Annotated in this window: 21 protein-coding genes and 1 other annotated feature; of the genes, 6 read left to right on the forward strand and 15 right to left on the reverse strand. The window is 37.6% G+C overall.

What is annotated here, in order from left to right:
* Positions 1-29: 29 nt before the first annotated feature.
* The 3 genes from IGM09_RS10270 to recX form a co-directional block, all read right to left on the reverse strand.
* Positions 30-1,154 (reverse strand): LCP family protein, encoded by a 1,125-nt coding sequence (locus IGM09_RS10270; RefSeq protein ID WP_002368824.1) that lies wholly within the window; start codon positions 1,152-1,154, stop codon positions 30-32.
* A 180-nt stretch (positions 1,155-1,334) separates the two neighbouring features.
* Complete coding sequence (gene mutY, locus IGM09_RS10275) at positions 1,335-2,519, reverse strand: A/G-specific adenine glycosylase (RefSeq protein ID WP_033625110.1); 1,185 nt, start codon at positions 2,517-2,519, stop codon at positions 1,335-1,337.
* Complete coding sequence (recX, locus tag IGM09_RS10280; RefSeq protein WP_113826069.1) at positions 2,509-3,309, reverse strand: recombination regulator RecX; 801 nt, start codon at positions 3,307-3,309, stop codon at positions 2,509-2,511. Before recX ends, mutY begins: the two co-directional genes overlap by 11 nt.
* A 131-nt stretch (positions 3,310-3,440) precedes the next feature.
* Between recX and rlmD the strand changes: the two genes are divergently transcribed.
* On the forward strand, positions 3,441-4,811 hold the full coding sequence (gene rlmD, locus IGM09_RS10285; protein WP_002359466.1) for a 23S rRNA (uracil(1939)-C(5))-methyltransferase RlmD: 1,371 nt from the start codon (positions 3,441-3,443) through the stop codon (positions 4,809-4,811).
* Positions 4,812-5,075: 264 nt separating this feature from the next.
* On the opposite strand, the gene IGM09_RS10290 is transcribed toward rlmD, so the two are convergent.
* The 3 genes from IGM09_RS10290 to IGM09_RS10300 form a co-directional block, all read right to left on the reverse strand.
* Positions 5,076-5,324, reverse strand: coding sequence for a GlsB/YeaQ/YmgE family stress response membrane protein (locus tag IGM09_RS10290; protein ID WP_002356434.1), 249 nt, complete (start codon positions 5,322-5,324; stop codon positions 5,076-5,078).
* 180 nt (positions 5,325-5,504) lie between these two features.
* Positions 5,505-8,627 (reverse strand): beta-galactosidase subunit alpha, encoded by a 3,123-nt coding sequence (gene ebgA / locus IGM09_RS10295; RefSeq protein WP_162782959.1) that lies wholly within the window; start codon positions 8,625-8,627, stop codon positions 5,505-5,507.
* Positions 8,560-10,059 carry an amino acid permease gene (locus tag IGM09_RS10300; RefSeq protein ID WP_010713143.1) on the reverse strand — a complete coding sequence of 500 codons (1,500 nt, stop codon included), beginning with the start codon at positions 10,057-10,059 and terminating at the stop codon, positions 8,560-8,562. The genes ebgA and IGM09_RS10300 overlap by 68 nt, the downstream gene beginning before the upstream one ends.
* A gap of 148 nt (positions 10,060-10,207) precedes the next feature.
* Here IGM09_RS10300 and IGM09_RS10305 point away from each other — a divergent pair, with 148 nt between their 5' ends.
* Positions 10,208-11,038, forward strand: coding sequence for an AraC family transcriptional regulator (locus IGM09_RS10305; protein WP_002356429.1), 831 nt, complete (start codon positions 10,208-10,210; stop codon positions 11,036-11,038).
* A 318-nt stretch (positions 11,039-11,356) separates the two neighbouring features.
* Positions 11,357-12,229 (forward strand): LPXTG cell wall anchor domain-containing protein, encoded by an 873-nt coding sequence (locus tag IGM09_RS10310; RefSeq protein ID WP_033625113.1) that lies wholly within the window; start codon positions 11,357-11,359, stop codon positions 12,227-12,229.
* Positions 12,230-12,478: 249 nt separating this feature from the next.
* Here IGM09_RS10310 and rplL read toward each other — a convergent pair whose 3' ends face one another.
* The 5 genes from rplL to lsa(A) all read right to left on the reverse strand — a co-directional run bounded on the left by rplL (position 12,479) and on the right by lsa(A) (position 16,575).
* Positions 12,479-12,847, reverse strand: a complete 369-nt coding sequence (rplL, locus tag IGM09_RS10315) for a 50S ribosomal protein L7/L12 (RefSeq protein WP_002382519.1) — start codon at positions 12,845-12,847, stop codon at positions 12,479-12,481.
* Between the two features lie 62 nt (positions 12,848-12,909).
* Positions 12,910-13,410, reverse strand: a complete 501-nt coding sequence (gene rplJ / locus IGM09_RS10320) for a 50S ribosomal protein L10 (RefSeq protein WP_002356426.1) — start codon at positions 13,408-13,410, stop codon at positions 12,910-12,912.
* Between the two features lie 130 nt (positions 13,411-13,540).
* Positions 13,541-13,670 (reverse strand) — a sequence feature (ribosomal protein L10 leader region).
* Between the two features lie 62 nt (positions 13,671-13,732).
* Positions 13,733-14,422: a 50S ribosomal protein L1 gene (gene rplA / locus IGM09_RS10325; protein WP_002356425.1), complete on the reverse strand. Its 690-nt coding sequence runs from the start codon at positions 14,420-14,422 to the stop codon at positions 13,733-13,735.
* A 111-nt stretch (positions 14,423-14,533) separates the two neighbouring features.
* Positions 14,534-14,956: a 50S ribosomal protein L11 gene (rplK, locus tag IGM09_RS10330; protein WP_002356424.1), complete on the reverse strand. Its 423-nt coding sequence runs from the start codon at positions 14,954-14,956 to the stop codon at positions 14,534-14,536.
* A 122-nt stretch (positions 14,957-15,078) separates the two neighbouring features.
* Positions 15,079-16,575, reverse strand: a complete 1,497-nt coding sequence (lsa(A), locus tag IGM09_RS10335; protein WP_010713140.1) for an ABC-F type ribosomal protection protein Lsa(A) — start codon at positions 16,573-16,575, stop codon at positions 15,079-15,081.
* A 375-nt stretch (positions 16,576-16,950) separates the two neighbouring features.
* Here lsa(A) and sdaAB point away from each other — a divergent pair, with 375 nt between their 5' ends.
* Both sdaAB and sdaAA read left to right on the forward strand, forming a co-directional pair.
* Positions 16,951-17,619, forward strand: coding sequence for an L-serine ammonia-lyase, iron-sulfur-dependent subunit beta (sdaAB, locus tag IGM09_RS10340; RefSeq protein WP_002414070.1), 669 nt, complete (start codon positions 16,951-16,953; stop codon positions 17,617-17,619).
* Between the two features lie 22 nt (positions 17,620-17,641).
* On the forward strand, positions 17,642-18,514 hold the full coding sequence (gene sdaAA, locus IGM09_RS10345) for an L-serine ammonia-lyase, iron-sulfur-dependent, subunit alpha (protein WP_002367199.1): 873 nt from the start codon (positions 17,642-17,644) through the stop codon (positions 18,512-18,514).
* 64 nt (positions 18,515-18,578) lie between these two features.
* On the opposite strand, the gene IGM09_RS10350 is transcribed toward sdaAA, so the two are convergent.
* From IGM09_RS10350 to IGM09_RS10360, 3 genes are read right to left on the reverse strand one after another with little or no spacing between them, the layout of a single operon-like run.
* Complete coding sequence (locus IGM09_RS10350; protein ID WP_002362310.1) at positions 18,579-19,424, reverse strand: M55 family metallopeptidase; 846 nt, start codon at positions 19,422-19,424, stop codon at positions 18,579-18,581.
* Positions 19,421-20,524 (reverse strand): M42 family metallopeptidase, encoded by a 1,104-nt coding sequence (locus tag IGM09_RS10355; RefSeq protein ID WP_002356417.1) that lies wholly within the window; start codon positions 20,522-20,524, stop codon positions 19,421-19,423. Before IGM09_RS10355 ends, IGM09_RS10350 begins: the two co-directional genes overlap by 4 nt.
* A 13-nt stretch (positions 20,525-20,537) precedes the next feature.
* Positions 20,538-22,166: a peptide ABC transporter substrate-binding protein gene (locus IGM09_RS10360; RefSeq protein ID WP_016616644.1), complete on the reverse strand. Its 1,629-nt coding sequence runs from the start codon at positions 22,164-22,166 to the stop codon at positions 20,538-20,540.
* 76 nt (positions 22,167-22,242) lie between these two features.
* Between IGM09_RS10360 and IGM09_RS10365 the strand changes: the two genes are divergently transcribed.
* On the forward strand, positions 22,243-22,965 hold the full coding sequence (locus tag IGM09_RS10365) for a MurR/RpiR family transcriptional regulator (protein ID WP_016616645.1): 723 nt from the start codon (positions 22,243-22,245) through the stop codon (positions 22,963-22,965).
* 92 nt (positions 22,966-23,057) lie between these two features.
* Here the strand turns inward: IGM09_RS10365 and IGM09_RS10370 are convergent, their stop codons facing one another.
* The gene (locus IGM09_RS10370; protein ID WP_016616646.1) at positions 23,058-23,945 is read right to left on the reverse strand and encodes an alpha/beta fold hydrolase; all 888 of its coding nucleotides are present in this window, start codon (positions 23,943-23,945) and stop codon (positions 23,058-23,060) included.
* Between the last annotated feature and the right edge of the window lie 38 nt (positions 23,946-23,983).

Here is a 23,983-nt window from a genome sequence, read left to right on the forward strand (position 1 = left end):
GTTCGGATTTTCTACACTTGGAAAATAAATTATTTTATAAAGCCATTTTCCGTTTTAACTGATGGCAACGGGCCAGTCTGTGTATTGCCAGGAACACCAATATACGTATTGCCGTTGATAGAAGTCATTTCGTTTTCCTCAGCTGCTTCATCTTGAACGGTATAATCACTTTGATATAAAAATTCACCGTTCGTATGGAAGACATAGCCGTCTTGATCTCGTTCATCTGGCTTTTCTAAATTTAAAGACACACGTAATTGATGACGGACATTTTCAATACTATCTGGATATAGTTCAACCATACTGCGCCCTTCATTACTAAAAGTGCGCCAGTCAAAAGAAAGCTGTTGTTTATCATAATTGGTCCAAGTCAAACCTTCTTTGACTAAATGAGTCAATTCATTGGAATCCACATCAGTTTGAATGTTTCCATTTAACGAATCAATAATGTCCATTATTTTCATGATTGATTGACCAGATTTCAACTTGTCTTCAACTGCTTGAATAATTTCTTGTTGTCGGAATCCACGCATAATATCGTTATCGCTATGTCTTTCACGGGCATAAGATAAAGCTTTCGTACCATCTAAATGCTGTTTCCCTGCATCAAAATGAATGGATCCTGGCCCGTCTTTGGTGACACCATCAAACGCCTGCTTGACATTGACATCTATGCCGCCAACTGCATCAATTAACTTAATAAAAGATAAAAAGTTAAACACAACGTAATGATTGATTGGAATATTCAATAATTTCTCAACGGTGTTAACAGAAGCTGTTGGTCCATCGTAGGTATAGGCGGCTTCAATTCGCTGCATCCCTTGGTAATTTTTCGCATCAATTTGCACAAAACTATCCCGTGGCAAACTTAAATAGGTTATTTTCTTCGTCTTGTTATTCACGGTAATCACCATCATAGCATCAGTCCTAGTTGTGCCTAATTTCCGTTCAATTGTATTGTCTAGACCCATGACCAAAAACGATTGACTATCTTTATTTTGCGCTTCAGTATAATCATTTTTTATGGGGACATAGCCTTTATCAATCGTTTTCTTTAAATAACTACCCGCTACAGCAAAGTATGCTGAGCCGACTGTGACAAAAAACAAAATGATGACTAAACTAATTAAGCTGATTTTTCGCTTCCTACTCATTGGCTGTACTTCCTCTCTCTTGAAAAGTCTCCACCATCATTACTACTCCTCTAAGCAGACAAGAGACAAGTCTATCTTACCAGTCCCTTTCAAAACTAAACATAGCAGAATTTATATAGGGGTATAACCTAGAGGAAACAAAAAAGAGGGGCTTGTTTGTTTAAAAGTCTCTCTTTTTTGTTATTTATTTTTGTGTTCTTTTTTGAAGAATTCCACCATTTTTTGCTGTGGTTTTGGAAAAACATAGTCCGAAAATTGTTGTGCTGCTACCCATCGCTGCGACTCTAGTGTGGCTAATTCGCCTGTATTTCGGCCATAAAAGACTAAGATATGCCATTTTAAATGACTGAAAATATGAACGACTTCGCCTAAGGCACGTTTTTGCCAGACAACTGTTTCATAGTCCGTAAAAAAGCTGACAGGTTCTTCAGCGACCAAAGGCTCTGTTACAGGCTCTAACTCTAAAGTTAATTGTTTTTCCGTTTCTACTGGTTGCGCCATTTTTTGCAATTGTTGAAATTGTTTTTTGCTAATTTCTTCAATCGGAAACAGCCACATATTGGCTAACAAACCGGTTTCAGGGCGTTGTTCTAATAAAAATTCTTGCTTTTTATTTTCAATAATAGTGCCGACATAATACACATCTTTCGGCTTAACTTTTTTTGATTTGACTGGATAAGCGGTCATTTTATCTGCCTGATAGGCCGCACAATATTGCTGAAGCGGACAGCTTTCACACTTAGGTGAAGTTGGGGTGCAGACGGCTGAGCCTAGATCCATTAAGGCTTGATTAAAATCCCCTGGACGCTCACGATCGATGATTTTAAGCATCGCCGCTTCAAATACTTTACGACTACTCGCTTTTGCAATATCTGCATCAATTTCAAATAAACGGCTCACTACCCGCATGACGTTACCGTCAATTGCTGGTTCGGGTAAATTAAAGGCAATACTGCCAATCGCACCAGCCGTATAGGGGCCGATTCCTTTTAAACTCCGAATATCTTCGATTGTGTCAGGCATTTTCCCACCAAATTCTGAAACAATCTGTTGCGCTGCCACTTTTAAATTACGCGCTCGTGAATAGTAACCTAACCCTTCCCAAGCTTTCAACAACTTATCATCTGGCGCTTCCGCTAAATCTTGAATCGTCGGAAACCATTCCATAAATCGATAAAAATAATCAATGACTGTATCTACGCGAGTTTGTTGTAGCATAATTTCAGAAATCCAAATACGATACGCATCTGTATTCGCTCGCCAAGGTAAATTGCGTTTTTCTCGTTCATACCAAGCTAAAAAATCTTCCTGGAATGAACTAACTTTTGCGGGACTCCACGCCTCCCAAGGCTCTTTATTCGTCATGTTCTACTTCCTTTTCGCTAATAAATTGCTGAACCAAATCATAGTCAAACCCTTTTTGGAATAAGCTTTGTTTGACTTTTTGGACTTTTTTAGAAAAATCAAATTGCTGATTAGCACGCCATAAACGTTCGCCTTCCTTGTTTAACGCTTGTTGTTCTTGTTCTTCGTCCTTTTCAAAAGCTAAAGATTCCAAAGCTAGATCAATGATTTCATTTGTAAAGCCCTTTTGCATCAGATGCAGACGCGTTTTCTGTAGTGCATCTTTAAAACTTTTAGTTCGATAGCGTTTCATGGCCTTTTCTGCAGTTGCTGTGGCAACATTAAGCTGTTCATCTAACGTATAAAAGGTCAAGCCATGCTGAATATCTTCTTCACTAATGCCTTTTTGCTTTAATTGTTGTGCCACATTTCGTGGTCCTTTATCACTGGTTCGCATAGCTGTCCGCACGTAACTTTCACTAAAAATTGCATCATCCAACAACCGTAGCTCTTCTAAACGTTGAACGATTTTTACTCGATCTTCAGGTACAATTTCTTTCTCTTTTAAATAAATAAAAATCTCTTTCTTTGAACGTAATTGATAGCTTAAGTAATTCATCGCCATTTGTAACCCGACATCATAAGAACTGGCTTTTTTTATTTCTTCTATTAAAGTATCTGATAACTCTTGGCCTTTTAGCAGACGCTGCCGTACTAAAATATCTTCCGAGACACGCAGTTTTTCGCCTGAAGATAGCCAAAGTAGATAAAATTCACCTTTATCTTTACTAATTCGTGTGATTGTTGTCATCTTATTCTCCTGCCCCTCTAAATCAGAACATATATTCTACTATACCATAGAATCCTTGGAAGCCAAATAAATAAAAATGTGCTAAAATGGGAGGAAGTGAAAAATGTGAGATGACTAAAGGATGAAAGAATATGACCCAACAACTAGTAAAAAAAGGCCAACAAATTTCTTTAAAAATTAAACGATTAGGAATTAATGGCGAAGGTATCGGCTATTATAAAAAATTAATTATTTTCGTTCCTGGGGCGCTACCGAAAGAAGAAGTGACTGCCACGATCACAAATGTTACACCAAAATTTGCTGAAGGAACCCTTCAATCTGTCAAAAAAGCTGCTAAAGATCGCGTGGTCCCTCCTTGTCCTGTCTATGAAACATGTGGCGGCTGCCAACTACAACATTTAGCCTACAAAGCACAATTAGACTTTAAAAAAGATTTATTAAAGCAGGCGCTTAACAAATTTAAACCAGCCAATTATCAAAACTATGAACTACGAAAAACAATTGGGATGGAGAATCCTTGGAATTATCGAAATAAAGCCCAATTCCAATTACGCCAAATCGATGGCCAAGTAGAAGCTGGTCTCTATCAAGCTGATTCACATCAATTAGTACCGATTGATAACTGTTTGGTCCAACAGCCTGCGACAACCAAGGTGATGAATACATTAGTTGATTTATTGAATGACTTTCAATTACCAATTTATGATGAACGTAAAAATAGTGGTATCTTTCGAACATTAATGGTTCGAGTGGGCATCCAAACTGGCGAAGTCCAAGTAGTGTTCATTACACAATCGCAGAAATTTCCACAAAAAGAAAAAATGGTTCGCGCAATTAATGAACAATTACCAGAAGTTGTTTCTATTATGCAAAATGTCCAAAATAAAAAAACCTCTCTAGTAATGGGTGATGATACCCTTCACTTATGGGGCAAAGAAAGCATTGAAGAACACATTAACGACGTTGTCTTTGATTTATCGCCGCGAGCATTTTTCCAATTGAATCCAGAACAAACGGAAGTTTTATATAATGAAGGAATCAAGGCCTTAGATTTACAACCAAATGAAACTGTTGTTGATGCTTATTGTGGCGTCGGGACCATTGGCTTAAGTTTAGCGAAACAAGCGCATCAAGTTCGTGGTATGGATACCATTCCCGCCGCAATTGACGATGCTAGATTCAATGCAAAACGACTTGGTGTTACGAACACACATTATGCTGTTGGAACAGCTGAAGACTTATTACCTAAATGGTTCAAAGAAGGCTTTAAACCTGATGCCATTGTAGTTGATCCCCCACGGACTGGTTTGGATCGTAAATTATTAACGGCCCTTTTGAAACAACCACCTAAGAAAATGGTGTATATTTCTTGTAATGTATCCACGTTAGCACGTGATTTAGTTCAATTAGCCAAAGTATATCAAGTAGACTATTTACAATCTGTTGATATGTTTCCACAAACCGCTCGTTGTGAAGTTGTCGTAAAATTAACGAGAAAATAAAAAAAGGAGCGTGGGACAAAAATCACTTTGGATTTTTGCTCCACGCTCAAAAACTGATAAACGGCGGGAACAGAACCAACACTACGCGTTGCTCCGATCTCAACAACTTCTAAGAGCTAAAGCTCTAAGAGTTGAAGGTCCTTCGGAAATAAGCCGAAATTATCCAAAAATTAAAAAGCAATTTTTGGAAATTTCTTCTTATTTCTCGGAGCTAAACGGTTCTGTCCCGACCTCCTTTAACTAATTAAACAATTATTTACTTAATTAGCTATTTTTTCGTCCGAAGAAGAATGAAACCACAGCAACTAAAATTACTGCCCCAATAATTGATGGCACAATTGCCATACCTGCTACGTGAGGACCCCAGCTACCTAAGATTTTTTCTCCGATAAATGAACCAACTAAACCGGCAACGATATTCGCAATCCAACCCATTGATTGACCTTTGCTTGTAAGCGCGCCAGCGATAGCACCGATAACAGCACCAACGATTAAAACCCATAAAGTATGCATAAAATAATTCCTCCTAAATGCTTTATCTAGCGAATAATTCGCTATGTTACTATTATGGACTACTTTTATTAGATAACAAAATAGTTTGCTTGTTTCCATGAAAAAAAAGCAATAATTTCTGATAATTTCATTAAAAAAACTCAGAACAGGAGACCGAAGTGCACTGTTCTGAGCTTTTATTTAAGAAATTGTTGGTCGTTTTACTCGTTCATGTGCGACATCCGCTGCTTGAATCTCTTTATTATTAAAAGGTGTTAAGCGGAATGCCAATTGGAATTCTTCAAACGTAGTCCGGTATTTTTCTAATTGCCACTGGCCACAAGAGTAGCTACCTAGGGCGTTTTGTTTGTAATCGATATTTAAAACAACATACTCACTTTCTTGTAATTCATTGGTATGCTTAGCAACATCTAGCGCTTGTTCTTCAAAATAAGAAACACTAAAATTATATGAATCAGCCGCTGTTGCTACTACCCCTTGGCCACGATCATCCGTGAATGCGGACCATTTAGTCGCCATGTGGTTACCATTGGCTTGTGGAACAACATAATTAGTGAACATTTCCGCTACTGTAGCATCATAAACGCCAAGTAAACCAGCTTCTTGTGAATCTACATAGTTTTCTCTCGGCCCTTTACCGAAATATTTTACTTCTGATAGAGACTTGTCTAAATGGAGAGTCACACCCAAACGTGGTAACATATCTGGCGCATTTTCAATTTTACCAGCAGGACTACCTTTTAAATCGAAGAAAATTTCGCCATTTGGTGCAATTAAATACTGATAGGTACATTGATAATGCCAAGCACTGTTAGTCGTTCCGTTAATTGTTTTTACGATGACTTGGATAAAATCATCAACTTTTTTCCACTCAAAAGAACGGACAATTTCATGCTCTAAATGTAAGAAATATTTCTTCTTCATTTCATCAATAATTTCCATATCATTACTGATCGGTGCCCGCCAAAATGTAAATTTCGGCCCTTTATGCAATAATTTTTTACCATCTCGTGTCACATTCGTTAAGGCACCCTTCACTTTATCAAAATTAATTGAAAAGTTTGGTCCTTCAATGTATAAATGAGGGCCAATTTCCTTTGCCATTAGCGAGCCAACTGGTGTGATCTCAATCCCTGGTGTTGCAATTGGCAATTCAAACTGTGCGGTAGCTAATTCATGACCAGCAGATGCATAGGCAGTCGTTTCTTTCAATTGATATGAAAGAGTTAAATAATAGGCGGCTCCTGCCTTTTTAGGAAAATCTAAATGATAAGGTAAGTGCAGTCTTCCTTCTTCTCTAGCAGCAATTGCTGGCACTGCTACTGTCCCTGATTGAATCACTGTTTGATCTTCAGTAATTGTATAAACCAGCTTAAAGATAGCCAAGTTTTCAAAGTCAAACCGACTCAATAATGAGAATTCACCTGACAGAACGTCAATAGCGCTAGTTGTAATGGGTTCAATGACTTTTTTGTATTCATACAAGCTAGGAGATGGCGTACGGTCAGGCATCAACATCCCATCAATACAAAAATCTTTGTTACTTGGATCATCGCCGAAATCGCCGCCATAACGATAATAAACTTCACCGTTATCTGTTACAGATTCAATGCCATGGTCAAACCATTCCCAAATAAAGCCACCTTGTAATTTATCATGAGCATAAAATAGCTCTTGGTATTCTTTTAAATTCCCAGGGCCATTCCCCATCGCATGACAATATTCACATAAAATATGCGGTTTTTTTGAATTTTCAATAATCGTATTCATCAGTAATTCTCTAGTTGGGTGTTCCAACCAAGTATACATTGTAGAATAGACATCCGTGACCTCTGCCTCAAAATCACCTTCATAATGAACCAAACGTGTTGGATCCATTTCTTTGGCAATACGGGCCATTTCAATAAAGTTATGACCAAACGCAGATTCATTTCCTAACGACCAAAAGAGAATTGATGGATGGTTTTTATCCCGTTGAATCATCCGTACCATCCGAGAAACATAAGCCGTTTCCCATTCTGGATCGTTACTAATCCAATCATATTCTCCAGTTAATTCAAAGCCGTGACATTCCAAATCAGTTTCATCAATCACATACATTCCATATTCATCGCATAAATCATAGAAATAAGCAGATGCTGGATAATGACTGGTTCGAATGGCATTAATATTAAATTGTTTCATTAAACGAATATCTTTTTCAATTTCTTCACGACTAACCACTCGACCATTTTTCGGATTATAATCATGACGATTCATTCCTTTTAGTTTAATGGCCACACCATTGACTAAGAAAGTCTCACCAGATACATGAATATTTCTGAAACCAACTTTTTGCGGAATAACTTCGACGACTTCCCCTTCAGAAAAAACAGTAATAAATAGTTGATACAAGTATGGTTTTTCAGCTGACCAAGCAGTGACAGACGGTAAACTTGCTGAAAATTCAACCGTACCTTGATTTCCTGCGACAGTCTCTTTAAGAACCGTTTTTCCCTGCTGATCCATCAACTCCAATTGAACTTGTTGTCCTTTGTCTTGCCAAAATTTACCCGTAATTGCCAAGTGGCCATTTTGATACGAATCATCTAAATCGGAAATAATAAAGAAATCTTCCAGCCCATTTTCTGGTACACCGAGTAATTCAACATCACGAAAAATACCACTTAACCACCACATATCTTGATCCTCTAAATACGTACCATCTGACCATTGATAGACTCGCACCGTTAAATCATTTTTTTCACCAATTTTAGCGTAAGGCGTAATGTCAAATTCTGCTTCATTTCGTGCACCTTTACTGTAGCCAACTTCATGGCCGTTCACCCAAACATGATAAGCTGAATCTACGCCACAAAAACGTAAAATGATTTTTTTATCGTAAAATGTTTCATCTATAGCAAATGTTCGTTTGTAAATACCTGTTGGGTTTTCTGTTGGTACATACGGCGGATTAATGGGAAAATTGTACCATAAATCAGAGTAATGCATTTTGCCATATCCTTGGACTTGCCAATTTCCAGGAACAGTGATTTGATCCATTTGGCTTGTATCAAAATCCGTCGCAAAAAAGTTTTCTGGGCTGTATTCTGGCGCTTCTAAAAAAAGAAAATGCCAGCGTCCATTTAAATTTTTGTATGCTTGTGTATATTTATTTTCATTTAGTAAGGCTGTTTCTTTCGAGGGAAAGCTCGAAAAGTGTGCTCGTCCAGGCAACCGATTAATACTATCTACTTTATAATTTTCCCAAGTCTTCATAATCCATTTCTCCTTTACCAACTTCATTTTTTTCTTTTGTTTCATATCGTTTCCAACAAATCCAAGCAAAGCCCATAAAGACAATTAACCCAATGATGTTATACGCCAACATGCCCAGTGGACTAGCGGTTCCTTTCGGTAACGTGCCATTGATTTCTTCCATGATTAATTTTGGATCTGGCACAGTTGACATAAAGAATACAAAGATAAAAATGGCTAATAAGAAAATCCCCGCAATTAAGCCAAAGGTTCGATTACCAAAGCGGAAACTTCTCGGCATTGTTTCTTTTTTCCAACGAAGCCCAATATAGGCGATTAACAAGAACAAGACAGGCACTAATGACGTAGAAGCTGTCATATTAATTAACGTTTCTAAAAAGCTATCCATATTTCCAATTCCTAGTGCTGGAATGGCAACTAAAATCGTCACAATAATTCCTTGAACTAACAAAGCATTGGTTGGATTTCCCTCTTCGTTCGTTTTCACTAGCCACTTACCGAAGACCCCATCAGGAATTTCTGAGAAAAATACTTTAACTGGTGCTGCCGTCCACAGAGCCAAAGAACCAAGACTTCCGACAAATAAGATAATTCCTACTAAGCGCACCATCATTGCTTCGGGAATATGGAAATACGTACCTAAAATTTTAAAGATATCAAAAATACCATTTGAAAAATTTCCTTTTAAGACGTCCGTTGGCACTACCAAACCTACAGCAACGGCACCAAGAATATACATGATACCGACCGCAATCGTTGCACCAATCATCGTGCGGACAAACGTTTTATTGCCGCCTTTAACATCCTTAATATATACACCGATACTTTCACCACCGCCAACAGCTTGTAAAATCCACGCCATCGTCATGAAAAAAGTCCAATTAAAAGTTGGCATAATTGACGTCGTGGTAAACTCTTGTGCTGGCTCATTGCCAAAACCAAACACGACGACAAAGGCTAAAACCACAAAAGCTACGCCCATAAATAAACGAGCACCACCCGCTAAGCTAGTCACTTTCGAAATCCACGAAACCCCTTTAATACAAACCCATGTCATTAACCAAAATAACAGGATAGAAATCACTGCAATTATTTTAGTACTATGGTTTCCTTGAAAAACGTTTTGACCTAAAAAAGCGTATGAACCATAAATCAATGTATTCGGTAGTAATGAACAGAAGAAAAACAAGTTGACAAAGAAATATGACCAAGCGCCTAAAAATGCCCATTTAGGTCCTAACACAGATTCCAACCAACTGTGAACACCTGATTCATTTTCAGAATTAGCAGAAGCAAATTCTGCAATCATTAGAATAAATGGTAAAAAGTAAAAAATAGAGCCGAATAAATAGCCTGGAATAGTTGCTAGGCCAATCTGAATACTGTTGTTAACAATGCTGGGAAAGGCAAAAACCGCTGAAAAAGTCATGAGCATCAATGCGACAGAACCTAATCGTTCCCGTGAATGTGTTGCCATTTTACTACATCCTCTCTTTATCAAATTAATTAGTACTCACACATTGTAAAACGCTTACAGTTTTTTAAAAATAAAAAATGTTGCCTATTTCTTGTAAAGATGTTGACTTTTAGAAAGCCTTTACATACTCTTATAAAGAGGTGATAGCATGCAAAATGTTTTTACAAATAATGTCAGCATCCTGATTAATGATCAACCTATTAGCCAAGAATTTCATCTTTATGAAGCTGGCTATGAAAAATGCCGTCCGACAAAACCAACTGAGTTTGCCCCTATTAATTATTGGGTTTTGCATTATTGTAGCGATGGTGAAGGCTATTTTTCAACACCCTTTATGGAAAAACAACACATTACCGCTGGTGATTTGTTTATGATTCCAGCCAATTGTCGCAATATTTATTATCCTAATCGGCAAAATCCTTGGACCTATCATTGGGTCGGTTTTGTTGGAGATCTTTCGTCTCAGTATTTAGAAAAAATAGGTCTGACTACCGAAAATTGTATTTTAAAAGGAACTGTTGATAAGAAATTAGAAAGTTTATTTAAAAATATTTACCAAGAAGCGAAGAAACATAATCATTTTGGCAGTTTAAGTGAAAGCTTTCAATTGTTGAATTATCTAGAGCATCATTCCGTTACACAGCACGAAAATCAAAGCCAACAATTATTTAACCAAATTAAAATGGCTATTCACGAAAATTTTTCAAACAATCTTTCAATTAGTCAATTAGCTTCTGAGTATAACATTGATCGTAGCTATTTATTTAAGCTGTTTCAGCGTTATGAACAAACAAATCCTAGTATCTATGTACAAAACTTAAAATTGCAAAAAGCCTGTTCTCTGTTAAGAAAAAGTTCCTTAACCATCACGGAAATCAGTTTTGAAGCAGGTTTTTCTTCACCTTCTTATTTTTCAAAATTTTTCTTCCAGAAAAAAGAGATGACACCTCGACAATATCGTCAACAGTTTTTGACTTAAAATAAATTGTCATTATTCTTAAATCTGTATTTTTATCCTTTTAAAAGATTGACAAGTTTTCGTTATGCAGCATACTTGTCAATCTTTTATATAATGACTAATTTACTCGAAACTACCATTAAGCGAATACAGTACTTCTATAACCAACACCTTTGAAATATTTTGACACTAATGTAGTGCTCTCTATGGATCGTTTTTTTGATAGATTAACAGTTTAAAATTTATATTTTTTATCACCTAGTATATATTCTTAAGCTTTTCTTAATATTTAATTGTTACAAAAATATTTCAAAAATGTTACAATAGGTAACGAAAGGAATGATTAAAATGAAAAAAATGTTTTTAGGACTCTTTTGTTTTGTTTCGATTACCACACTATCAGTTTCTAATGTATGGGCAGAAGATTCGGCTAATGAAGCTTCTGTGGAAAAGTCAACAGTTACTTCTTTAACTCAAGAAACTTCAGCAACAACAATTAATGCTTCAACTGATTCAACAGCACTTACAGCTGAAAGCGAGGAACTTCCATCGCTTCGTCAAACACTTCTTAATTACGTAGGTATGTATGGTTTAACAGAAACCTTGATAAATCGTTTATCTGATGACGAACTGGACTACGCAAAAAAAGTTTCGTTTCATTTTGTAAACCAAGACATCAGTGGAACAGCGAGAATGATTACTAAATTATATGGTGAGAAACCTATCCCGGAGGACTCCTACTCTACAGATTACTCAACATTAACGATTGATGACTTAAAAAATTATTTACCTCAAATTCGACTTTCGTTAATTTATGTATATGATTTAAATAGTGATGTTGTAAATAATTTAAGCGATCAAACACTCGTCGATTTAATTAATCAAGTCAAGGTAGACTACGCTAACCAAAATTACCCATCTGATGTCCGTGGTGATTATGGTTTAGCATCAATGGCAGATAAAATAAAAGCAAACGATTATACGTCAATTAATCAAAGTGCTGAAAGTGTTTCTTCGGATACTACTAATACAGAATCTACATTACAAACAACTACAAGCAGTTCGAAGAAAGCTACTACATCAAGTTCAACCGAGCACAAAAAGGGGATATTTCCCAGTACTGGCGGAAAAAAATCAGTTTTATTTACCATCATTGGAATCATCTTACTATCTTTAGTTAGTATATTCATTATAAAAAATAAAAAGAAATAGACCTACTATTCAATCATTATTTAAATAATTTGCTTTTTATCAAATAATATTGATAACGAGAACTTATAGAAATTATCAAATCCAGAGGTTAAGATCCTCTGGATTTTCTCTTTAGCTATGAATGCTTATCTTTATTAAACAAAAAGATTATTTTGACAATCAATTCACTAACTTTACCACCATTTAAAAGCTTAATAAAAAAGAACCCTTGTAACACAAGGGTTCTCGAACATTCAAAAGTTGAATGAATTATTTTACTGTTACTGAAGCGCCAACTTCTTCTAAAGCAGCTTTTAAAGCTTCTGCTTCTTCTTTAGAAACGCCTTCTTTAACTGGTGCAGGAGCGCCATCAACTACAGCTTTAGCTTCTTTCAAGCCTAAGCCAGTTGCTTCACGAACTGCTTTGATAACTTTAACTTTTTGATCGCCAGCTGCTGTTAATTCAACAGTGAATTCAGTTTGTTCTTCTGCTGCTCCACCTGCTGCTGGTCCAGCTACTGCTACAGGAGCTGCTGCTGATACGTCAAATTTTTCTTCGATAGCTTTAACTAATTCGCTTAGTTCTAAGATAGTTGCTGTTTCTAACTCAGCAACGATGTTTTCAATGTTTAATGCCATTTTGAATTTCCTCCATTTAAATTAAAATTGTTTGTTTTTTATTTGTTTGAATTAGACTGCAATTAAGCAACTTCTTCGTTTTTCTCTGCCACTGCTTTGACAGCGTAAGCCACGTTGCGGACTGGCGCTTGTAATACAGATAATAGCATAGATAGTAAACCTTCGCGGTTTGGTAGTTTTGCCAACGCAGTAATTTGTTCCACTGAAGAAACTTTTCCTTCGATGACGCCACCTTTGATTTCTAATGCTTTTGCATCTTTAGCAAATTCGTCGATGATTTTAGCTGGTGCTACTACATCGTCGTTGCTGAATGCGACAGCAGTTGGGCCTGTAAAGACTTCGTCTAAGCCGTCTAAACCAACTTTTTTAGCTGCACGAGAAAGGATTGAGTTTTTGATGACTTTCATTTCTACGCCTGCATCACGTAATTGTTTACGTAAGTTAGTGACTTCTTCAACTGTTAAACCACGGTAGTCCACGATTACAACTGATGCTGCTGATTCAAATTTCTCAGCGGCTGCTTGAACTAGGGTTTCTTTTTTAGCGATTGCTGCTTCACTCATTTATTTCACCTCCTGATTTTGATGGTGGAGTTGGACTTGGTTTACGTTATGTAAAGTAGAAGAATCAAATGAAACTTCGCTCACTTCGTTCGCCAAGTATTGTTTTACATCGGCTTTTTTTCAAAAAGTCGTGTAAAACAACAAAACTCCATGCCACCGTAGACATAGAGGGACCGAATTGTATATAACTCAACAATTGTCCTCGGTAGGAAATTAAGACTTGCGTCACCTACTGTCTTCGGTACAGTTAATTATTAACCTCACTCACTTTACCATAGGGTAAGTGAGTGAGTCAAGAATTTTTTAATTATTTTCTTTCAAATTAGAAAGAAGCTTGGTCAACGTGGATTCCAGGTCCAAATGTTGTTGTTACTGAAATGTTTTTGATGTATTGACCTTTAGCAGTTGATGGTTTAGCTTTCAATAATACGTCGTTAATTGTGTTGAAGTTTTCAACCAATTTTTCGTTATCAAATGAAACTTTACCGATTGGTACGTGGATGTTACCAGCTTTGTCAACGCGGTAAGTTACTTTACCAGCTTTAACTTCTTCAACAGCTTTTGTAACGTCCATTGTTACAGTACCAGTTTTAGGGTTTGGCATTAAACCTTTTGGTCCTAAGACACGGCCTAATTTACCAACTGTAGCCATCATGTCAGGAGTCGCAACAACTACGTCAAAGTCGAACCATCCACCTTGGATTTTTGCAACCATGTCGTCGTCGCCTACGAAATCTGCACCAGCAGCTTCAGCTTCTTTAGCTTTTTCGCCTTTAGCGAATACTAAAACAGTTTGTGTTTTACCAGTTCCGTTTGGAAGCACAACTGCTCCACGGATTTGTTGGTCTGCTTTTTTAGGGTCAACGTTCAATTTGTAAGCAACTTCAACTGTTGCGTCAAATTTCGCGATGTTTGTATCTTTTGCTAAAGCTACTGCTTCTTCAACTGAGTAAGCTTTTGTAGCATCAACTTTTTTCAATGCTTCTTGCATTTTTTTGCTCTTTTTAGCCATTTTGTTTCCTCCTTGATTGTGGTTATAACGGTTGTACCTCCCACGTCTTTCATATCTTTAAATATGAAACGAACTGAGAAGCTACTTCTTTGAGTAAGTGTGGAATAAAAATTATTCTACGATGATACCCATGCTTCGTGCAGTTCCTGCAACCATGCGCATTGCTGCTTCAACGTCAGCGGCGTTTAGGTCTGCCATTTTAAGTTCAGCGATTTCTTTCACTTGATCGCTTGAAACTGTTGCAACTTTAGTTTTGTTTGGTTCACCTGAACCTTTTTCGATTTTTGCAGCTTTTTTCAATAAGACTGCAGCAGGTGGTGTTTTAGTAATGAATGTAAATGAACGATCTTCATATACAGAGATTACTACTGGAATAATCAAGCCTGCTTGGTCAGCTGTACGAGCATTGAATTCTTTAGTGAATCCCATGATGTTGATACCTGCTTGACCTAACGCTGGACCTACTGGTGGAGCTGGTGTTGCTTTCCCCGCAGGAATTTGTAATTTAACGATTTTTTCTACTTTTTTAGCCACGAAAATACCTCCTTAAGTTCTCGTGCGTGGTTAATGGGGTTGAGATTTCCCCTCCCACTCAACGTACATTTAAAACATACCCTATTACTATACAGGATTCCCTTTACTTTTTCAAGATGTTTTTATGATTTCAAGACAATTTTTTTATCCGTTATTTTCTTCATGAAATGCGCATCATGCTCAATCACTAGCATTGCAGGCTTCACAGATAAGATTAGCGCTTCTAATTGTTGATGATTAAACACATCCAAGTAATTAAGGGGTTCATCCCAAATATAAAGCTCTGCTGATTGAGACAATGATTTGGCTACTTCGACTTTTTTCCGTTGCCCCATACTCATTTGTTCAATTCGATTAGTGAAAACGGCACGCTCCATCCCAAGTTTTCGTAAGTTATTTAAAAATTGAGTGTAATCTAACTGATTTTTCTCTGCAAATTCGGATAAAGTTCCTTGATTGTCTTCATAATCTTGGCGCACATAAGAAATGGTTAATTGGTGAGCCAAAGTGGCTTCGCCTTCTGAATCCCCAGAAAAATTATCCAATAAATACTGAATTAAGCTCGATTTTCCTGAGCCATTTTTTCCTGTTATTCCGACAATTTCTCCCGCGTTTATTGAAAAAGAAATTGGCGCAAACAGCCAATTTTTCTCGTAGCCTAGACGAAGCTCTTCCACCGTCAATAATGTTTTGTGATGCGTTGGCTGATAATCCATTGACAAAGAATCAATATACTCAAGATCTTTTAATAGTTTTTCTTTTTCTGCTAATTGTGTTTCGGCGCGTTGTTGAATATGTTTCGAGCGCTTCATTACGCGCGCTGCCCGGGCACCAATGGCTCCTGTATCAAAAATCGCCCCGCTCCCTTTTTCCTTAGCGTTGCCGTACTTATCACCTTCACGGTTCATCGACCATTCCGCTTTTTTACGAGCGGTTTCTTTCAAGCGATTGACTTCTTTTTTGATTTTTTCATTTTCTGCCAGTTCAAAAGCATCTCTTAATTTTTTTTGCTCTTCATAAATAGAAAAATCCCCTTGGTACAGTGTCAATTGACTTTTTTCAATCGCCAAAATATGATCAACCACTTCATCAACAAATGCCCGATCGTGGCTGACTAAAATAAATCCATGTTTCTTTTTCTTCAAATATTCAGCCACTTGTTGTCTGCCAGCTAGATCTAAATGATTTGTTGGCTCGTCAATTAAAGGAAAGGCATTTTCTTCAATAAAAAGAAGACCTAATAAAACTTTCGTCTTTTCGCCGCCTGATAAAGAAGAAAAGGGCCGCCATAAAACTTCAGGATCAACGTTTAAAAGCGTTAATTCTCGTTCTAATTCCCACTGTTCAAAAGAAGTCACCTCTTGTAAGACATAATAAGTGAGCTGTTGTTCTTCTGCAACTGTTTGTGGAAAATAGACGAAATCGACTTGATGAAGAATCTCTCCTTGGTAATCCAACTGCTTTTGTAACAATCTTAATAAGGTTGTTTTCCCACGGCCATTGCGGCCAATCAATCCTAATTTCCAATTGGTATCCATCGTGATATTTGCCTGATCAAAAAGCAACGCTTCTTGATTATCATAGGCAAAAGATAGTTGTTTTAGTTCAATTTTCGACATAAATATACCTCCATAAAGCAAAATTGATGCAGCTTTACGGAAATCAGCGGCATCAATCCAAGGTATACAAAAAGACCCGTGGCTGAATTCTTTAAACTAATTTCCGAAAATCCGCACACTCCACCCGTTATAATCAGGCAAAGTTATACAGTTTCTCTAAAAAATTAACTTAAATTTTCAACGCACGAATCCCTCTTTTCGTCTTTTATTATCTAGAATTTAGCATCTCTTCACTGATTTGTCAACGAAGGCCCCTTGCTTTCATTCTGATAAAAATTTAAATTATTCGCTAAAACACAAGCGATTGCCTAGTTCCCCGCCATTTTTTGTGTTAGACTTCCAATGAAAACATATTTTAATGAAGAAGGTGCTGAAATGGAAGAGTTACGCTTTAATAGTGTTTTTGATATTATCGGACCCGTTATGATTGGTCCAAGCAGTTCTCATACAGCTGGAGCGGCAAGAATTGGAAAAGTGGTTCGCAGTATTTTTGGACAGCAACCTGATAGCGTTGACATTTATTTATATGAGTCTTTTGCCAAAACTTATCGTGGTCACGGAACAGATATCGCCTTAGTTGGCGGCCTTTTAGGCATGGAACCAGATGATGAGCAACTAGCCAATTCTTTGGAAATTGCCTATGAACAAGGAATGGAAGTTTGTTTTATTCCTAAAAGTGAAAAAGCGGACCACCCTAATTCCGTTAAAATTGTGGTTTCTTCTGGCGACCGAAAACTATCTGTGACAGGAATTTCAATTGGTGGTGGAAACATTCAAATTTCTGAATTAAATGGCTTCAAATTGTCTTTAAGTATGGGCACGCCAACATTTATCGTTGTCCATCAAGATGTTCCTGGCATGATTGCTAAGGTGACCAACATCCTTTCAGCTAGCGATATCAACATTAGTACAATGACCGTTACCCGAGAATCTAAAGGGGAAAAAGCGATTATGATTATTGAAGTGGATCAAGCCGAAGTCGGTGACATTGTCATGCAATTAGCTGAAATCCCTCATATATATAGCGTCAACTATTTTGACTAAATGAACGTAAAGGAGTAATACGATGTTTTATTCAATTGAAGATTTGGTAGCTCAAGCGAAAGAGTACCCTTCTGTGAGCGAATTAATGATTGCAACAGAAATGGCTCATGGCGGGTATTCTCGTGAACGAATTATTGAAACAATGGAAAAAAATCTAGCCGTTATGAAACAATCTGTCGCTGAAGGAATCGCTGGTGTTACCTCAGTAACGGGGCTAACTGGTGGCGATGCAACCCGCTTAAATGATTACATACATTCAGGCAACTTTTTAAGCGGTGAGACCATTTTACAAGCCGTGCGAAATGCGATTGCTGTTAATGAAGTTAATGCAAAAATGGGCTTGATTTGTGCTACACCAACCGCAGGCAGTGCCGGAGTAGTTTCTGGCGTCTTGTTGGCAGTTATTGATCGCTTAAAGTTAACGCATCAGCAACAATTGGATTTTCTATTTACAGCTGGGGCTTTTGGCTTAGTGATTGCCAATAATGCCTCAATCAGTGGTGCCGAAGGTGGTTGTCAAGCTGAAGTCGGCTCTGCTAGTGCAATGGCCAGTGCCGCTTTAGTTGCGGCTTCTGGTGGTACGCCTGATCAATCTGCTCAAGCTGTGGCTATTACGATAAAAAATATGATGGGCCTCATTTGTGATCCTGTTGCAGGACTTGTTGAAGTCCCTTGCGTGAAGCGAAATGCATTAGGTTCTTCTCAAGCCTTCATCTCAGCTGACATGGCTTTAGCGGGGATTCGAAGTGTCATTCCACCAGATGAAGTCATCCACGCAATGTACCAAGTGGGTCGCCAAATGCCACAAATTTTCAAGGAAACCGCTGAAGGCGGTCTTGCGGTGACACCAACTGCACAACGTTTAAGCAAAGAAATTCTAGAGAAACAAAAATAGAAATAACTATTGCAAGAAGCTTACAGAAAAAAACGTCCATTCGTTTTTTCCGTAAGCTTCTTCTTTAATAACTTGTTCCGCCTAAACCAACCACAGCGACAATTCCATTCATGACATCTTTCATCGTTTCACCTACAAATGAAACAGTTCTACCATCAATGCGTTTAATCATTGGTAACATTTCAATACGATCTGCTTGTGCTGTCGTCACGCATTGCAATTTTACAGTTGCTGGTGTTTGCAAGGCATATCGGGGTAATTCAGACAACGCAAAGGAAGTTAACACCTGACTTGTAGTTGCTACGATAGCTTCCCGAACTTGTTGCATGGGTCTATTTTTGATTGCATAACGTCCCAGAGATTCTTTGGTGGAAACAAAGGGAACTTTGGACATCATTTTTTCTTGAAAAAGTTGTTCCTCTAAGCCTGATTCACCGATAATTAAACCAACAGGGACACCTAATTCGCTAGCGTAAGCTGCATTAATTGTCGTTTCATTCATCGCTAAGTCGTTTATTTTTAAATCATAAGCAACACTAGCACTATACCCATGATCCATATTCCCTTTTTGTTTACCAATACCGGCATGATAACCTAAGAAAAAGACTACATCATAGCTACTATCCAAGCCACTCATCATATAATCCATGCGAGGAAAGCCGCTCACTAAGGAAATTCGTTCATCCATTTCTGCCAAGCGCGCATAAGCTAAATTCAATCCACGGCTATGCGAATCGGCAATAGTAATTTCTGTAATTTGTTCATTTTTGGCACTCTTTTGAATCCCTTCAATCAACCAAGCCACATGTTGGTGATATAATTCTCGGAATAAAACGGTGTCCTCTTTTTCCATATCAAATGTCGCAATACCTGCTAATCCTTCAATATCGCATGACACATAAATTTTCATTTGTTCCACTCCTTTGACAATGGCTGAACCAGTGCTTGAATTTTGTCGGCGTCTAAATTTTTGATTAATTGAATGACTAATTCTTTCGCCGCTTGGTAATCTTGAAAGTCTACATAGCAATGGGGTGTGTGAGCGTAACGGACAGGAATTCCTACAACAATCGTCGGGGCTCCTTGAACTTGTGTAATCGCCATGCCATTGGTTCCACCACCACTTCGAACAGAAACTTGAACAGGAATTTTGTGTATTTTAGCAATCTCTAGTGCATACTCTTGAAATTCTGGATTCGTAATCATAGAAACATCAAAATAGCGTAACATCGGTCCTTTTCCCATTGCTGATTGAATCATCTCTGGCGTTTCTGCCGTATCATCAGCTGGGCAGCCTTCGAAAACAATAGCTAAATCAGGATTGACTTGCTTTGCGGCAATAAGTGCTCCTCTTTCGCCAACTTCTTCTTGTGCAGTTACTGTCGCAACTAACTTGAATGGAAGTGTCTCTTCTTTCAACTCCTCCATGACATCCACTAAGCAAGCACAGCCAATGCGACAATCAAAAGCTTTTCCTAAAAAAAGATCTGTCTGTTCGTTGTAACAACACGTCACATCTGGAATGACCGGTGCACCAAGATCGATTTTGTACGTTTCAATTACTTCTTCTTTTGAGGTAGCACCAATGTCGATCGTCAAATCAGCAATGGTTAACGGCCGCTGACGTTCCTCTGGTGTCATAAAATGAGGGGGTCGACTAGTAACTACGCCTGGCAGATAGGTACCTTCCCGGTTACGAATCCGAACTTTTTGTGCAGAAATCGTATTTGGGACCCAACCACCTAACGGAAGAAAACGCAACAAGCCGTTTTCTTTAATTGCTTGAATCATAAAACCCACTTCGTCACTATGAGCATCAAAAAGCACTACTGGACCTTCACTTAGATTATTTTTCTTCTCAAGATATAAATTTTTAATGGCATCTAGCCGTTGAATAGTAAAATCCGCAGTTGCGTGTTGAAGGATTCTAACGACTTCTGTTTCAAAGCCTGAAACACCATTAGCATTTGAAAGTTCCTGAATTAATTGAACAGCTTGACTTTTTTTCATTTTTTCCCAACCTTTACTTATCACTGATAGAGACTGATTTGTAATAGCCTGAACCTAATGGACCATAGACTAAATTTTGGACAGAATCGTCCACTAAGCGTGCTTCTGTTAATTGATAAAGAGGAACTAGGGGTGCTTCTTCCGCAACCAATTGATCCGCTTTTTGTAATGTTTTCCAACGTTCTTCATATTTGTTTGCATAAGTTACGTTTGCTTCTTGAAGCAACTGATCAAAGGTCTTATTAGACCATTTACCAAAATTATTGGAATTTTTTGATTGCAGTAAGTTTAAGAAATCGATTGGATCAGCATATACTGGCGTCCAGCCACCAACCACAATGTCGAAATCTCCGCTGCGACTTTTTTCTAAACGATTATTAAAAGGAACTGGTGAAACATTGACTGTTAAATTTTCTAAATTATCTGCTAAAGCTCCTTGAACATACTCACTGATTTTTTTAGCATTTTCTGTATCCGAACTTAAAATGGTTAGCTCCGCTTTTTCAATTCCTAATTCTTTTTTAGCCATTTGCCATAACTCTTTCGCTTTTTCTGGTTCACTAGGATTTAAATCTCCTAATTCCTCTGCAAAATCTTTTTGCGTTTCTTGATTAGTGAAACCTGTTGGCACGAAGCCAAGTGCTTTTTTTGAGCCATCATTTAAAACATTTTTAGCTAAACGTTCAGAATTTAATGATAATGCTATTGCTCGACGTGCATTCTTATTTGCCAAAAGATCTTTTTGCGTATTTAATTGGATATAATACGTTCCAGGAATTTCACGAATTTTCAAAGCTGCATTGTCTTGTTCTTGTGCAACAATTTCTCCAGAAATTTTTACAACATCTAATTCTTTCCCTTCGAAAAGATTTTTCCCAGTATTGACTTCTTTAACTACTTGGACATCCACCTTATCCAATGAAACATTCGCTTGATCCCAATAATTTTTATTCTTCACATAGGACCAAGTATTATTCGTGCCATCCCAACCTTCTAATGTGAAGGCGCCATTGTAAAGTGTTGACTCAGCTGATGTACCATAGTTTTTGCCCGTTTTTTCGACAAATGCTTCATTTAAAGGATAAAAAGCTGGTACCGCCAATAATTGTTGAAAATAACTCATAGGATAGCTTAGCTCTACTTCCAAGGTATGGTCATCAATGGCTGTTACCCCTAACTCTTCTTTAGATTTGCCACCGTCAACAATAGCACGATAATTTTTTAGCCCTTCAAAGTAATACGCTTGCGGGGAAGCTGTTTTTGGGTCCACTGTGCGCTTCCAAGAGTATTCAAAATCATTTGCTGTGATTGGCTCGCCGTTACTCCATTTTGCATCTTTTCGAATCGTAAAAGTATAGATTAAACCATCATTGGAGGGCTGTACTTTTTCAGTTGCCAATGCTGGTTTAGCTTCTCCTTTTTCGTCAAAGGAGAAAAGTCCCTCCCCTACTTGGCTCATTACATCTGCTGCTGTATTATCCATTGCCAACGACACGTCTGCCGTTGATAATTCCGAATCAATCCCGACCCGTAATACCTGTTGTTCTTTCTTTTTGGTTTCTTTCCCAACACTTCCACAGCCCGAGAGAAGTAGAACCATGATTGCTGCCAAAGACAGCCTTTGCTTTGTTGCCCTTTTCATAAAAACACCTCATTTTTTATTTTTTGATACCTTTTTCCCACAAAATTATTTATAATCTGATAAAGGAGGTTTGCTCATGAACTTAGATTACTTAAAAGAAACGTATCATTTAACAAAAACAGAAAGTCAGATTTTGTATTATTTGGATCAACAAAGTACGAACGCGGCCGATTTGAGTATTCGAGAAGTTGCCAAACACTGCTTTTCTTCGCCTAGTTCCATCATTCGTTTAGCCAAAAAATTAAATTTATCAGGTTATAATGAACTTATTTACAAATTAAAAGAAGCCCATTTTTCTCAGCCAATCCCTTATGAAACAGCACCTTCATTTGAAACAACCAACGAGTTTTGTCGACTGCTTGCCAAACACAAGAATCATTTATTTGTTATTTTAGGTCATGACTTTTCACGACATTTGGCGGCTTACATTAGTGAGGTTTTCAATTTTCATGGCATCCCCAGTATCACAACAGCCCATACTCATTCGATAAATAGTCAAAATAATCTGAATTTTCTTTTTATCATCCTTTCACATTCTGGTGAAGAAAAATACTTAAAAGAAACAGCTCTGCTTGCGAAAGAGAAAAAACATCCTATCATTTCTTTTGTTGGTGCCAAAAATTCAACTCTTGGTCGACTGGCAGATCTCGTTTTTTCAACTGACTCTTACAGCCCGTTTTCAACAAGTGTCGCTCAGCCACAAATGTTTTTTGGCCAAACATTAATCACCTTTGAAGCCTTGATTTGTGCTTATTTAAATCATGAGGATTCCATTCCAATATCTCCTAAAAATAAATAATTTTATTTATTATAGCTGAAAAAAGCTATTTCGCTAGCCAAAGTATAGAAAAAGGCACATGTTCCATTTTTTATGGAACATGTGCCTTTTTGCTATTTTTTACTCGGCCATAGAAATTCGATTAGCAATTGATCTACTTCAGGATTTTCATGTAATTGACTATGTTGTGCATTTTCTCCTTTAATAATCTGGCTAGTGACTTGAGTTCCTCGCTGTCTTAGCAAGGCGTTGACTGCTAAGGCACTAGATAACGGCACCGTTCCATCACTTAAATCTGTTGCACTTAATTGACCACCAATTAATAAAATGGGCAGTTTTTCTGGAACAACATTAATCATCTCTTGATAATCCAAATAGCGGCTACTTTTTTCTGTGGGGCCGTTTTCTAGTTCCGTTTCGATGGTTTGCTGTTGACTCGTATCAATAAAATCATTGAAAGGTGCTCCAATGCTGACGAATTTTTTAATTTTAGGTAACGATGCGTCTTGCCCATAGGTTCCTAAATAACGTAAACCACTAACACCACCCATAGAGTGCCCGACAATATTCGCTTTGTTCACTTGATAATTTTTTTGTAAATAGAGTAATGTGTTTTTTATCCATTCTGTTTGATTCCATTCATTGTTTTTATTATCTTCAAATAGAACTTGAACACTGGGATTCGTCGCTTTGCCACTTAAAGCTCCTCGCTCTTTAACCACGGTCCCATCAGGTTTAACGAGTAGCACTAATTCTTGAGTTGTGGCACCTTGTTTCTCCAAGCGATGCAGTAACGAGCCAAACGAATTTTTAGTTCCCGCGTAACCATGAAAAAAGAGCGTTGGTGTTGTTGTGCGGTTTAACTCAACGGTTGCTTCTTTTGTGGCGGCTTGATTGTCATTCTTCGTGGTTGCCCCAATTTGGCAAGCACTTAATAATAGAACAAGACCCATTAGCAAAGAAAAATAACGATATTTTTGGGCATGTTTCATTTTTTTCATTCCTTTCTGCGATGAACTAAAAAAGGGCTTGGAAAAGA

The sequence above is a fragment of the Enterococcus sp. DIV0167 genome (assembly GCF_050541555.1).
Taxonomy (GTDB): Bacteria; Bacillota; Bacilli; order Lactobacillales; family Enterococcaceae; genus Enterococcus; species Enterococcus faecalis.